Raw genomic sequence first — 12,487 nt, 5'->3', positions numbered from 1 at the left:
CTCCGTTTCGCCGCTGGAAAAGACGAAAATTACGCCGCATTTTGCCGCTTATTGCATCGCGACCGGATCGAGGGGCTTCAACCCGAGCGCCGCACGGGTCTTCTGCAGGGCGGCCGGCGGCAGAGGCAGATAGCCGTCGTGATTGACCAGGCTCTGCCCCGCGCTCGACAGCACGCGGTCGAGGAAGGCGGCGGTCAGCGGCTCCAGCGGTTGATTGGGGGCTTTGTTGATGTAGATATACAGATAACGCGACAGCGGGTAGCGATCGTTACGCACGTTGGCGGCGGTGGGCGCGACATAGTCCTCCCCCGATTCCGCCAATGGCAGCAGGCGCACGCCGCTGGCGCGAAAACCGATGCTGGCGTAGCCGATGCCGTTGAGCGAACCGGCCACCGCCTGCACCACCGAAGCCGAACCGGGCAACTCATTGACGCGCGGCATGAAATCACCGCCGCACAGCGCGCGCAGTTTAAAATAGCCATAGGTGCCGGACGCCGAGTTGCGGCCGAAGCGCTGCAGTGAACGCGCTGCCCAGTCGCCGCGAAGCCCCAACTCGCCCCAACGCGTCAGCGGCTTGCTTTCACCACAGCGCCGGGTGGCGGAGAAAATGCGATCGAGCTGCTGCAGATTGAGGCCGCGCAGCGGGTTGTCCTGATGCACCAGCACCACCAGCGCATCCACCGCCACCGGCACCGCCAACGGCGCATAGCCGTACCGGTGTTCGAATGCCGAGACCTCGGCTGCCTTCATCGGCCGGCTCATCGGCCCCAGTTGCGCAGCGCCCGCCGCCAGCGCGGTCGGCGCGGTCGAGGAACCGGCGGCCTGGATTTGCAGGTTAACGTTGGGGTAATGCTGGCTGAAGTCCTGCGCCCACAACGCCATCAGATTCGCCAGGGTGTCGGAACCGACGCTGGACAGGTTGCCCGCCAGCATGCCGTCAGGCTGCGCCAGCGCGCCGCGTCCGGCCAGCAGCGCCAGGCAAAGCAACAGCCCTTGGGTCATTCGGGTCATACCGGTGTCTCGCGTTAATTTTTCACCGCATTCTCTGATAAAGCGGCGGGAACAATCAACCGGTTGGGCAAGGTAAAGATAAAGCGGGTGCCGATCCCCGGCTCGCTGAGGATCTCCAGCCGCGCGTCGTGGTGGCTAAGGGCGTGTTTGACGATCGCCAGCCCCAGCCCGCTGCCGCCGGTCTGGCGCGAGCGAGCCTTGTCGACGCGGTAGAAACGCTCGGTCAGGCGCGGAATGTGTTCGGCGGCGATGCCCGGCCCGTTGTCGCTGACCTGGAACTGCGCGCCGTGCGCCGTCTGCTGCCAGCTCACTTCGATATGGGTGCCCTTCGGCGTGTGGTTGACCGCGTTGTACACCAGGTTAGACACCGCGCTGCGCAGCTGGTCTTCATTGCCGAACACTTTGAGCTGTTCGTTCACCCGGAAGGTGATCTCGTGATTGCCACCGCTCAGCGATTGCGCCTCGCGCTGCAACACCCGCAGCATCAGCGGAATATCCACCCGCTCGTTCATCTCCACGTTGGGCGCCGCCTCGATACGCGACAGCGTCAGCAGCTGCTTGACCAGCCCGTCCATCCGGCGGGTCTGTTCTTGCATAGTGCTCAGCGCCTTGCCGCGCAGCGAGCCGTCCAATTCTTCGTCGCCCATCATCTCCAGGTAACCCTGCAGCACCGTCAGCGGCGTGCGCAGTTCATGGCTGACGTTGGCGAAGAAGTTGCGCCGCGCGCCCTCCAGCTGGCGCATCTGGGTAACGTCGCGCGCCACCATCAGCAGTTGCCCTTCGGAATAGGGCATCACACGGAATTCGACGTAGTGTTCATTGTTCAGCTGCAGCGTCAGCGGGCGCGAAAACTCCTGCTGTTGCAGATACTGGCTGAATTCGGGATAACGCAGCAGATTGAGGATATGTTGGCCGTTGTCTTCCGGCCAGCGGAAGCCGAGCAGGTGCTGCGCCAACCCGTTGCACCAGAAGATGTTGCCTTCGACAGTCGTCATCACCACCGCGTCAGGCAGCGATTCGGCCCCGCTGCGAAAGCGTTTGATCAGCAGCGCCAGCTCGCGCCGGCGACGGCGATTGCGCTGCTGCATCTGATACAGGCCATAGAACAACGGTTCCCAGCTCCAGCGGCCGGGCGGCGGCGTCATGCTGCGGTCGATCCACAGCCAATGGGACAGTTTGAGCTGGTTGTAGAAATTCCACACCAGCGCAGCCAGCGCAGCGGCCAGCAGGAACCAGGGCAGATAGCCGAAAATCAGCCCCAGCAGCAAGGCGGGCAGACAAAAAAGAGCCAGCTCCAGAGCCAGCCTCTTCCACGACAGACGTTCTAACACGGCATATTCTCCAGCGCGGCGCGATCAGTAGCGCGTTGAGAACCGGTAGCCGGTGCCCCGAACGGTTTGAACCATTTTATCATGCCCACTGGTCTCTAACGCCTTGCGGAGCCGACGGATATGCACGTCAACGGTACGGTCTTCCACATAAACGTTAGTGCCCCAGACATGATTAAGCAACTGCTCGCGGCTATAAACCCGCTCCGGGTGGGTCATAAAGAAGTGCAGTAGCTTGAACTCGGTCGGCCCCATGTCCAGCGCCTGATCGTTCGCCATCACGCGGTGAGAGGACGGGTCCAGGCTCAGCCCTTGCATTTCAATCACTTCTTCCACCGCCATCGGTGAAATGCGGCGCATGACCGCTTTGATGCGCGCCACCAGCTCCTTGGGCGAGAACGGCTTGGTGATATAATCATCCGCCCCCACTTCCAAGCCGCGCACCCGGTCTTCCTCTTCACCGCGCGCGGTCAGCATCATCACCGGAATATCGCGGGTCAGCGCTTCACGCTTCATATGTTTGATAAACTGAATCCCGGAACCACCGGGCAACATCCAGTCGAGCAACACCAAATCAGGGAACGGCTCAGACAGGCGCGTCACGGCGCTGTCATAATCCTCGGCTTCCAACGGTTGGTAACCATTTTGTTCCAACACAAAGCACACCATCTCACGGATCGGCGCTTCATCTTCCACCACCAGTATGCGTCTTGCCATCGTCAATCCTGCCAATGTGTTAGCGATCTTTGCGGGCGCCATTATGCGTCAGTTTTGTGACACTTTTATGAAAAAAACCGGCTGTTATAGGCAGTAAGCATAGCGATTATTTCTCGCCGCAAAGAAAAATCATGCCGTTGTCATCATCATTGCGCCGGGACAGCCGCCGCCACGCCCTTTATAATCACCGCCATTACCTTTTCACCCGGGAGTGTCATGCGCCTGATCCACACCTCTGACTGGCACCTTGGCCAGTACTTTTTCACCAAAAGCCGCGCCGCCGAGCACCAGGCTTTTCTGAACTGGCTGATCGAACAGATCGAGCAGCAGCAGGTGGATGCGCTGATCGTCGCCGGGGATCTGTTCGATACCGGCTCACCGCCCAGCTACGCCCGCGAGCTGTACAACCGCTTCGTGGTAGAACTGCAACGCACCGGCTGCCAGCTGGTGGTGCTGGGCGGCAACCACGATTCGGTGGCGACGCTGAACGAATCGCGTGAACTGCTCTCTTGCCTGAACACCACGGTGATCGCGAGTGCGCAGAGCGACCTCGAGCAGCAGATCGTGGTGCTGAACCGGCGCGACGGCCAACCGGGCGCGGTGCTGTGCGCCATTCCGTTCCTGCGGCCGCGCGATCTGCTCACCAGCCGCGCCGGCGAATCCGGCGCGCAGAAACAGCAGGCGCTGCAGGAAGCCATCGCCGCACATTATCAGATGCTGTATCAGGCGGCCTGCGAGCGCCGAGACCGGCTGGGCCTGCCGCTGCCGATCGTCGCCACCGGCCACCTGACCACCGTCGGCGTCACCACCTCCGACTCGGTGCGCGACATCTATATCGGCACCCTCGACGCCTTCCCGGCGCAGGCATTCCCCCCTGCCGATTACATCGCGTTGGGCCACATTCACCGCGCGCAGAACGTCGCCAAGTCGGAACATATTCGCTATAGCGGCTCACCGATTCCGCTCAGCTTCGATGAACTGGGCAAAGCCAAAAGCGTCTTCCTGGTGGATTTCGCCGACGGCGCCCTACAGCAGGTAGAAGCGTTAACGATCCCGCAGTTCCAGCCCATGCAGCTGATCAAAGGCGATCTGGCCGAGATCGAACGGCAGCTGCAGCAATTTGCCGACTATGCCGGCGAGCTGCCGGTGTGGCTGGATATCGAAGTGGCGACGCAGGACTACCTCAGCGACATCCAGCGCCGCATCCAACTGCTGGCGGATGAGCTGCCGGTAGAAGTGGTGCTGCTGCGACGCAGCAAAGAACAGCGCCGCCAGGCCATTGCGCAGCAGGACAAGGAAACGCTCAACGAGCTGAGCGTCAACGAGGTGTTCGAACGGCGATTGGCGCAGGAAGCGGAAATGCCTGAAGCGCGCCAGCAGCGGATGCGCCAAATGTTCCGCCAGGTGGTCGATGCAGTGCAGTACAACGCTGAGGAGACGAATCCATGAAGATCCTCAGCCTGCGGTTAAAAAACCTCAACTCCCTGCAGGGCGAATGGAAAATTGACTTTACCGCCGAGCCTTTCGCCAGCAACGGTCTGTTCGCCATTACCGGCCCGACCGGTGCGGGCAAAACCACCCTGCTGGACGCCATCTGCCTGGCGCTGTACCACCAGACGCCGCGCCTCAACGTCACGCCGAGCCAAAATGAACTGATGACCCGCCATACCGCCGAATCGCTGGCAGAGGTCGAATTCGAGGTCAAGGGCGTCGGCTATCGCGCCTTCTGGAGCCAGCGCCGCGCCAAAAATGCGCCGGACGGCAACCTGCAGGCGCCGAAGGTCGAACTGGCGCGGCGCGAGGACGGCAAGATCCTGGCGGACAAAGTGCGCGACAAGCTGGAGATCACCGCCGCCATCACCGGGCTGGACTTCGGACGCTTCACCAAATCGATGATGCTGTCTCAGGGGCAGTTTGCCGCCTTCCTCAACGCCGACGCCAACGATCGCGCCGAGCTGTTGGAAGAGCTGACCGGCACCGAAATCTACGGGCGGTTGTCCGAACAGGTGTTCGAATCGCACAAGCAGGCCAAGACCGACCTGGATGCGTTGCACCAGCGCGCCGGCGGCATCGAGCTGCTGAACGATGAACAGCGCCACTCCCTGACGGAACAGCTGACGGCGCTGAGCGCGCAGGAAAGCGCTCTTGGCAAGCAAACCCAGCAACAGCAACAGGCGCTGAGCTGGCTGCAACAATGGCAACGCCTCCAGCAACAGCAAAACGAGGGGCAACGGCGGCTGGAAACCGCCCGGCGCGAGCAGGCCGAAGTCGCCCCGCAGCTGCAGCGGCTGGCGCTCAGCGAACCGGCCGAGAAATTGCGGCCGCTGCGTGGTGAGCGCGATCGCTGCCGCGCCGAGCTGCAGACGATACAACAGCAGGCAGCCCAGCTGACGCAGCAACAGGAACAGCACTCGGCGCAGCTGGCGCCGCTGCAGCAGGCGGTGGAAAAGGCCCGTCTGGCGCAGCAAACCCATGCCGAACACGTGCGGCAACAGCAGCAGCTGATCGATGAGCAGGTCGCACCGCTCGACCACCAGATCGCCCAACTGCAGTCGACGCAGATCGAGCGGCGAGAGGCCGTCGACACCGCCGCGCAGCAGAGCACCCAGCAACAGGCGGCGCTGGAACAGCTCACCGCCCAGCGCCACCAGCTGACGGCGCAGGCCGCTCAGCATCGGCAGCAGCTGAACGCGCTGAGTGAAGCGCTGGCCGTTCAGCAGCAACAGCAGCAGGCGCTGGAGGCACAAACGCCGCTGGCCCCGCTGCGCCAGCGCCTGAGCGCCCTGGCGGATCTGCGCCCGACGCGCCAGCAGTTATTTACTCTTGCCTCTTTATCGCAGCAAGTGGTTAAACGGCTGGAACAGCAGCGGCAAGAGCTAAACATCGGTCACACTGAGCTGACCCAGTTGGAGCCACAGCTAGAGCTCATCCGTCAGCAATTTAAGCAGCAGAAAGCCCACCAGGCCGATGTTGAAAAAACCTATGCGCTGGAACAACGGATCGTGGGTCTGGAAGCCGAGCGCGCCCGTTTGCAACCCGGCGCCGCCTGCCCACTGTGCGGCTCATGCGAGCACCCGGCGGTAGAACAATACCAAGAGGTAAAACTGTCAGAAACTGCGCAACGTCTGGAGCAAATGAAAATCCAGACCGAAGCATTGCAAAAACAAGGTGTCGAACTGCGAGCCCGTTACGACAACCTGCAACAGCAATTGCAGCGTCAGCAGCAGGCTATCGCGCAGGATGAACAGCAGCTGGCCGCCCAACAGCAACAGTGGCAGCAGCTCAGCGCACCGCTGGCATTCGACTTTACGCTGGCGGATGGCGAGCAACTCAGCGCCTGGCTGAACGGCTGCGACGACGAAGAGCGGCGCGGGCAACACGCACTGCAGCAGCATGAACAGGCGGCGCAAGCGGTACAACAGGCAAAAGACGCGCTCACCGCTCTGCAAACGCAACAGCAGCAGGCGCAGCAACATCTGGCGCTGCTCGAAGAACGCTTTACGCTGCTGCAGAAAACCCATGCCGACAGCCTGCAACAGCAGCAAGAGCTGCAACAACGCTGGCAAGAAGGCGAGAAGACCCTCGTCGAACGGCGCGCGCAGCGGCTGGCGCTGTTCGGCGAACAGCAGGTCGCCGAGGTGCGGGAACAGCTGCGCACCACACAAACCGCCTGTGAACAGGCCAGTCTTCAGGCCGCCGAGCAGTGGCAAAAGGCGCAGGAACTGCGCGAACGCCTGGCCGGCCAGCAGGCCGGTCTGCAACAACAGCACACCCAAATGCAGGAGCGGCTGCAGCAGGCGGAACAGCAATGGCAGCAAGCGCTGGCCGGCAGCGAATTCGCCGATGAAAGCGCCTTCGCCGCCGCACTGCTGGACGACGCCCTGCGCCGCGAATTGCAGCAGTGCAAAGAGCAGCTGCAACAGCGGCAGGTAGAGGCCGCCGCCCTGCTAGCGCAGGCGACGCAAACGCTGGAGCAGCATCGGCAACACCGCCCTGAAGGGCTGGATGAAACCAACGCGAATATCGACGCGTTCACCCAATCGCTGGCCGAGCTGGCACAGCAGTTGAAGGCGCTGCAGCTGCGCCAGGGCGAACTGCGCAATCAGCTGGAAAGCGACGCCGCCCGCCGCCTCAATCAGCAGGCGCTGTTCGAGCAAATCGCCCGCAGCCAACAAGACTACGACGACTGGAGCTACCTCAACCAGCTGATCGGCTCGAAAGAAGGCGACAAATTCCGCCGCTTCGCTCAGGGGCTGACGCTCGATCATCTGGTTTATCTGGCCAACCTTCAACTCGGCCGGCTGCACGGGCGCTACCTGCTGCAGCGCAAAACCAGCGATGCGCTGGAGTTGCAGGTGGTGGATACCTGGCAAGCGGACGCGCTGCGCGACACCCGCACCCTGTCCGGCGGCGAGAGCTTCCTGGTCAGCCTGGCGCTGGCGCTGGCGCTGTCCGATCTGGTCAGCCACAAAACCAGCATCGACTCGCTGTTCCTCGACGAAGGCTTCGGCACACTGGACGCCGAAACCCTAGACACTGCGCTGGATGCGCTGGACAGCCTGAACGCCTCCGGCAAAACCATTGGCGTGATCAGCCACGTCGAGGCGATGAAAGAGCGCATTCCGGTGCAAATCAAGGTGAAAAAGGTCAACGGCCTTGGCGTCAGCCGGCTAGAGGCGCACTTCAGGCTGGAATGATCCTGTAGCAGACGGCGCAGAAGTGTGACCGCGGCGGCACTCCGCGGTGAAAAGCGTTGAGCCGCGGCGGACACGGGTTATGATGCAGACATAACAGGATTGTTACTGTATCCCTTCCGCCGCTCAGGCCGCAGGACAGAAACACATAATACAGGCAAAACCTGACGCCCGGGATCGCTTCCGGGCGTCAGGTTTTTTCGTTTTCAGGATGCTGAAACACCGGGAAAAACCATGAAAATCGCTAAAATACTCAATAATAACGTGGTGATTACGCTGGACGACCGCCAGGAAGAGACGGTGGTGATGGGAAAAGGAATCGGCTTTAAAAAGAAGCCCGGCGACACGCTGGATGAAAGCCTGATCGAAAAGGTGTTCACCCATAACGGCGGTGAAATCGCCGAGCGCTATAAAGAGCTGCTCTCCGAGATCCCCCTGGCCTGCGTCACCACCGCCGACAGGATCATCACCCTCGCCCGCGAACGCCTGCCGGGCAAGTTGCACAACATCGTCTACATCACATTGACCGACCATATCCACTTCGCTCTGCAGCGCCATGCGGAAGGGCTGGATATCAAAAATGCGTTGCTGTGGGAAATTAAAAAGCTCTACCCGGCCGAGTACGCCGTCGGGCTGGAGGCGCTGGCTCTAATCGCCCAGCGGCTGGACACCGTGCTGCCGGAAGACGAAGCCGGGTTTATCGCACTGCATCTGGTCAACGCCCAGCTTAACGATGAAATGCACAACACGCTGCACATTACCCGCGTGATGCAAGAGATCCTCAACCTGGTCAAATACCATTTCCGCTTTGATTACAACGAGGAAGCCCTGAGTTACCACCGCTTCGTCACCCATTTGAAATTCTTCGCCCAACGCCTGCTGGGGAAGAACTACGTCGACAGCGACGACGACTCGCTGTATCAGGTGGTAAAAGAGAAATACCGCGAGTCATTCGCCTGCGCCGGCAAGATCAACCGCCACATCGAAAAACACTATCAGCATCAGCTCACTACGGAAGAGATGATGTTTCTGACCATCCATATCGAACGGGTGCGCAGCGAAAGCGAGGAAAAACCGGCTTAACGGCGGGCGTCGGCCACCCGAATACCGTACTGCGGAAACACTGCGTCGGCGGAGATCAGCGTCAACCCTTCGGCCTGCGCCTGCGCGATCAGCATGCGATCGAAAGGATCCTGATGATGGGGCGGCAGCTGACCCGCCTGTTGGCAGTGAAAGGCGTCCATCGGCAGCGGCAGAAAATCCTCGGCTTCGATGATCGTGAAGATGTCCTCCGGCAACGTCAGCTTGCCCAGCGCCTGCTTGATGGAGATCTCCCAAATGCTGGCCGCGCTGACGTACACCGCATTGCTCGGATCGGCGATCTGCCTTTTGGCGTTCGCCCCCAGACAGGCGTCATCGATCAGCCACCACAGCAATGCGTGGGTATCCAGCAGCAGGCGCTTCATTCATCGCCCTCAAATAACGCCGCAATGGCTGCATCCCCCGCGTTGAAATCCGCCGGCACGGTGAACTTGCCCTTGGCGGCACCGGGCCGGCGCGCTTCACCCTTGATGGCTACCAGCTGTACATACGGCTTCCCTGCTTTTGCGATAATCACGGTTTCTCCCTCCGCGGCTCTGTCCGCCAACTGGCTCAGATTGGATTTGGCTTCATGCATATTGGCCTGAATCGGCATACGCGTCCTCCTTAGCTAAGTTAGCTAAAGCATAAAGTGGCGTCCAGTTTTTGTACAGCGAGTTGTTTAAAGCGCGAGCAGCCTCGCGCTTTGCTGCAACGCTTAGCGTTGCTGTTGCGGCCACAGCCAGGCTGCGCCGCGCACGCCGCTGGAATCGCCGTGAACCGCTTTGCGGATCGGGGTTTCACATTCGCCGCCGAACACCCAGCCTTTCACCAACTGCGGCACATTGCGGTACAGTCGTTCCGCGTTGCTCATGCCGCCGCCAAGCACCACCACATCCGGATCCAAGATATTGATCACATGCGCCAACGATTTTGCCAGCCGCATTTCGTAGCGACCGATCGCCTGCTCCGCCAGCGCGTCGCCCCGCTCGCTTAGCGCCATAATCTCATGCCCTTGCAGCGCGTTACCGCTCAGGCGCGCATAGTCGGTGGCGAAACCGGTGCCGGAAATAAAGGTTTCGATGCAGCCCGGTTTGCCGCAATAGCACGGCACTTCGCGGGCGTAGCGCAGCTCATCTTCATCCTGCCACGGCAGCGGATTGTGGCCCCATTCGCCGGCGATGCCGTTGCCGCCGGAATGCGCCTGCCCATGCAACGCCACGCCGGCGCCGCAGCCGGTACCGACGATCACCGCAAACACGGTTTTCTCTCCGGCGCCGGCACCGTCGGTGGCTTCCGATACCGCCAGACAGTTGGCGTCGTTGGCGATGCGCACGTCGCGCGCCAGCAGCGCCGACAGATCCTTATCCAACGGCTGACCGTTGAGCCACACCGAGTTGGCGTTCTTCACCCGTCCGGTAAACGGCGACAGCGTGCCGGGAATGCCGATCCCGACCGATCCCTGCGCGCCGGTATGATCCTCCGCCAGTTTCACCAGCCCGGCGATCGCCGCCAGGGTTTGCCCATAGTCATGGCGCGGCGTGGCGATACGGTGGCGAAACAGCTCCCGCCCATCGTTCGCCAACGCGATCACTTCAATTTTTGTCCCACCCAGATCGATGCCAATGCGCACGTTTTTTTCTCCTCGATACAGCGCAGCGTTGCCACAGCCTAATGTAAGCGCGCGGATGAATCACCTGTTTCCCGCTCCCCGCTCAGGCCTTTTCCACCGCGTAAAGCGACGCAATTCGGAGAGAATGGGGCGATTTTTCAGCGTCAATTCGTTATCATGCCGCCCTGCTTTTGACGAATCAGCGTGCCGAACGCACGCCCAGCCTGGGATAACATTATGCTGTGGTTTAAGAATTTGATGGTTTACCGTTTGAGCCGCGAAGTGGCGTTAAACGCGGATGAAATGGAAAAACAACTCAGCGCGTTCGCCTTCACGCCGTGCGGCAGCCAGGACATGGCGAAGACCGGCTGGGTCTCCCCGATGGGTTCACGCAGCGATGCGCTGACGCACGCGGTCAACGGCCAGATCGTCATCTGCGCGCGCAAGGAAGAGAAAATCCTGCCGTCGCCGGTCATCAAGCAAGAACTGCAGGCTAAAATTGAGCGCCTGGAAGCGGAACAACACCGCAAATTGAAAAAAACCGAAAAGGACGCGCTGAAGGATGAAGTGCTGCACAGCCTGCTGCCGCGCGCTTTCAGCCGCTTCAACCAGACCTTCATGTGGATCGACACCGTCAACGACCTGATCATGGTCGATGCCGCCAGCGCCAAACGCGCCGAAGATACGCTGGCGCTGCTGCGCAAAAGCCTCGGCTCGCTGCCGGTGGTGCCGCTGACCATGGAAAGCCCGATCGAACTGACGCTGACCGAATGGGTGCGTTCCGGCGAGATGCCGGCCGGCTTCGCCATTCAGGATGAAGCGGAACTGAAAGCGATTCTGGAAGAAGGCGGCGTGATCCGCTGCAAGAAGCAGAATCTGATCAGCGACGAAATCGCGGTGCACATCGAAGCCGGCAAGCTGGTGACCAAGCTGGCGGTGGATTGGCAGGAACGCATTCAGCTGATGCTGTCGGACGACGGCTCGTTCAAGCGCCTGAAGTTCGCCGACACGCTGCGTGAACAGAACGACGACATCGATCGCGACGACTTCGCCCAGCGTTTTGACGCCGACTTTATCCTGATGACCAGCGAGCTGGCGGCATTGATCAAAAACACCATCGAAGCGCTCGGCGGCGAAGCCCAGCGTTAATCCCGCCTCAGAAACGACCAGGGCCCAGCATCCGCTGAGCCCTGCATTCCCCTAACGAACAAAACTTATTTGCTCAGGTAGCGGCACAGATAGGCGGTCGCGTCGGCCACCTGCAGGTTGAACTCGCTGTGCCCCGGCACAAAGAACTTCTCGCCCGGCGTAAACACCTGCCAGTCCGGCGAGCCCGGCAGCAGCACTTTCAGCGCCCCGGTGATCACCGTCATTTCTTCCGGCTGCGCGGTGGAGAAGGTGTATTCGCCCTCTTCCATCACGCCCACGCTGGTAAGACCGATGCTGCTACTGTCAAAACCGATAGACTTCACTTTTCCGGCAAAATACTCATTCACTTTCAGCATAGACTGGCACCCGCGTCATTATCTTGTATGGAAAATCCATATTGGGGGATTGCGGTTGATCTGTCACTGGTTTTTAACGCGAAATGCGATCGCGGCGCAGAGTAAAACGCTGCCAGGCCGCTCAACGGTAGTCAGGCCTGCTAAGTCGTCGGAAAGGGAAACGGGTGCAAAGCGCCTGGCGCCGCGTCGGCCGGTGTTTTATTGCTATTTGAATCAGTCAATTAACCTGCGCCCTGCGTGGCAAGTTGCTGAAGGTTATGCCGATGTGAGGACGTATTCCTGTCAGTCTGGGCGAAACGGGAAACCGGCCTGATGCCGGTTTCCACGGGCGGTGGATCACAGCTCTAACGCTTCGTCCTCGTAACGGTGCTTGGCGTCGAGCGCTTCCTGTTCGGTGTCATGTTCACTGAGCAGCGTATTCGGCTCAATGTCGTCGGTACGCAGCTCAAAACGGCGCAGATTCAGGTTCGGGTCGCCCCGAAACACCACTACGACGCGGGCGCTCCGTGGATAAGCTGGTTGATCATAGTCGCGCATGCC

General features: G+C 60.8%; 12 protein-coding genes. 4 read left to right on the top strand and 8 right to left on the bottom strand.

Going from position 1 to position 12,487, the window contains the following annotated elements:
• Positions 1-48: 48 nt before the first annotated feature.
• Genes BHU62_RS03655 through phoB form a run of 3 tightly spaced genes read right to left on the bottom strand, consistent with a single transcriptional unit; the run spans position 49 to position 3,056 of the window.
• The gene (locus BHU62_RS03655) at positions 49-1,011 is read right to left on the bottom strand and encodes a PstS family phosphate ABC transporter substrate-binding protein (protein ID WP_073529206.1); all 963 of its coding nucleotides are present in this window, start codon (positions 1,009-1,011) and stop codon (positions 49-51) included.
• A gap of 14 nt (positions 1,012-1,025) precedes the next feature.
• A complete protein-coding gene (phoR, locus tag BHU62_RS03650) occupies positions 1,026-2,342 on the bottom strand; it encodes a phosphate regulon sensor histidine kinase PhoR (protein ID WP_073529205.1) in 1,317 nt (438 codons plus the stop codon).
• A gap of 24 nt (positions 2,343-2,366) precedes the next feature.
• The gene (phoB, locus tag BHU62_RS03645; protein WP_004940438.1) at positions 2,367-3,056 is read right to left on the bottom strand and encodes a phosphate response regulator transcription factor PhoB; all 690 of its coding nucleotides are present in this window, start codon (positions 3,054-3,056) and stop codon (positions 2,367-2,369) included.
• A gap of 216 nt (positions 3,057-3,272) precedes the next feature.
• On the opposite strand from phoB, the gene sbcD reads away from it, so the two are divergent.
• The 3 genes from sbcD (at position 3,273) to licT (ending at position 8,833) form a co-directional block, all read left to right on the top strand.
• Positions 3,273-4,505 (top strand): exonuclease subunit SbcD, encoded by a 1,233-nt coding sequence (gene sbcD / locus BHU62_RS03640; protein WP_073529204.1) that lies wholly within the window; start codon positions 3,273-3,275, stop codon positions 4,503-4,505.
• A complete protein-coding gene (sbcC, locus tag BHU62_RS03635; RefSeq protein ID WP_073529203.1) occupies positions 4,502-7,753 on the top strand; it encodes an exonuclease subunit SbcC in 3,252 nt (1,083 codons plus the stop codon). Before sbcD ends, sbcC begins: the two co-directional genes overlap by 4 nt.
• Positions 7,754-7,984: 231 nt before the next feature.
• Complete coding sequence (licT, locus tag BHU62_RS03630; RefSeq protein WP_073529202.1) at positions 7,985-8,833, top strand: BglG family transcription antiterminator LicT; 849 nt, start codon at positions 7,985-7,987, stop codon at positions 8,831-8,833.
• Here the strand turns inward: licT and BHU62_RS03625 are convergent.
• From BHU62_RS03625 to mak, 3 genes are all read right to left on the bottom strand, one after another.
• The gene (locus tag BHU62_RS03625; protein ID WP_073529201.1) at positions 8,830-9,216 is read right to left on the bottom strand and encodes a type II toxin-antitoxin system VapC family toxin; all 387 of its coding nucleotides are present in this window, start codon (positions 9,214-9,216) and stop codon (positions 8,830-8,832) included. The two genes, licT and BHU62_RS03625, sit on opposite strands and share 4 nt — an antisense overlap.
• The gene (locus BHU62_RS03620; protein ID WP_016928893.1) at positions 9,213-9,446 is read right to left on the bottom strand and encodes a type II toxin-antitoxin system Phd/YefM family antitoxin; all 234 of its coding nucleotides are present in this window, start codon (positions 9,444-9,446) and stop codon (positions 9,213-9,215) included. Before BHU62_RS03620 ends, BHU62_RS03625 begins: the two co-directional genes overlap by 4 nt.
• Positions 9,447-9,548: 102 nt before the next feature.
• Positions 9,549-10,463, bottom strand: a complete 915-nt coding sequence (gene mak, locus BHU62_RS03615) for a fructokinase (protein ID WP_073529200.1) — start codon at positions 10,461-10,463, stop codon at positions 9,549-9,551.
• A gap of 216 nt (positions 10,464-10,679) precedes the next feature.
• On the opposite strand from mak, the gene rdgC reads away from it, so the two are divergent.
• Positions 10,680-11,591 (top strand): recombination-associated protein RdgC, encoded by a 912-nt coding sequence (gene rdgC, locus BHU62_RS03610; protein ID WP_073529199.1) that lies wholly within the window; start codon positions 10,680-10,682, stop codon positions 11,589-11,591.
• A 65-nt stretch (positions 11,592-11,656) separates the two neighbouring features.
• On the opposite strand, the gene ppnP is transcribed toward rdgC, so the two are convergent.
• Both ppnP and BHU62_RS03600 read right to left on the bottom strand, forming a co-directional pair.
• Positions 11,657-11,947, bottom strand: coding sequence for a pyrimidine/purine nucleoside phosphorylase (gene ppnP, locus BHU62_RS03605; protein ID WP_061796206.1), 291 nt, complete (start codon positions 11,945-11,947; stop codon positions 11,657-11,659).
• A 336-nt stretch (positions 11,948-12,283) separates the two neighbouring features.
• On the bottom strand, positions 12,284-12,484 hold the full coding sequence (locus tag BHU62_RS03600; protein ID WP_073529198.1) for a YaiA family protein: 201 nt from the start codon (positions 12,482-12,484) through the stop codon (positions 12,284-12,286).
• Positions 12,485-12,487: the final 3 nt, after the last annotated feature.

Origin of the sequence: Serratia marcescens (assembly GCF_001902635.1) — a bacterium.
Taxonomy (GTDB): domain Bacteria; phylum Pseudomonadota; class Gammaproteobacteria; order Enterobacterales; family Enterobacteriaceae; genus Serratia; species Serratia marcescens_F.
The sequence above is the reverse complement of the archived record's forward strand: the minus strand, read 5'-3'. Positions and strand labels throughout refer to the sequence as shown.

Bases quoted from the DNA above. Each gene is read 5' to 3' on its own strand.
- ppnP (WP_061796206.1), bottom strand. From the start codon at position 11,947: ATGCTGAAAGTGAATGAGTATTTTGCCGGAAAAGTGAAGTCTATCGGT.
- BHU62_RS03620 (WP_016928893.1), bottom strand. From the start codon at position 9,446: ATGCCGATTCAGGCCAATATGCATGAAGCCAAATCCAATCTGAGCCAG.
- BHU62_RS03655 (WP_073529206.1), bottom strand. From the start codon at position 1,011: ATGACCCGAATGACCCAAGGGCTGTTGCTTTGCCTGGCGCTGCTGGCC.
- sbcD (WP_073529204.1), top strand. From the start codon at position 3,273: ATGCGCCTGATCCACACCTCTGACTGGCACCTTGGCCAGTACTTTTTC.
- BHU62_RS03625 (WP_073529201.1), bottom strand. From the start codon at position 9,216: ATGAAGCGCCTGCTGCTGGATACCCACGCATTGCTGTGGTGGCTGATC.
- rdgC (WP_073529199.1), top strand. From the start codon at position 10,680: ATGCTGTGGTTTAAGAATTTGATGGTTTACCGTTTGAGCCGCGAAGTG.
- licT (WP_073529202.1), top strand. From the start codon at position 7,985: ATGAAAATCGCTAAAATACTCAATAATAACGTGGTGATTACGCTGGAC.
- sbcC (WP_073529203.1), top strand. From the start codon at position 4,502: ATGAAGATCCTCAGCCTGCGGTTAAAAAACCTCAACTCCCTGCAGGGC.
- phoB (WP_004940438.1), bottom strand. From the start codon at position 3,056: ATGGCAAGACGCATACTGGTGGTGGAAGATGAAGCGCCGATCCGTGAG.
- BHU62_RS03600 (WP_073529198.1), bottom strand. From the start codon at position 12,484: ATGCGCGACTATGATCAACCAGCTTATCCACGGAGCGCCCGCGTCGTA.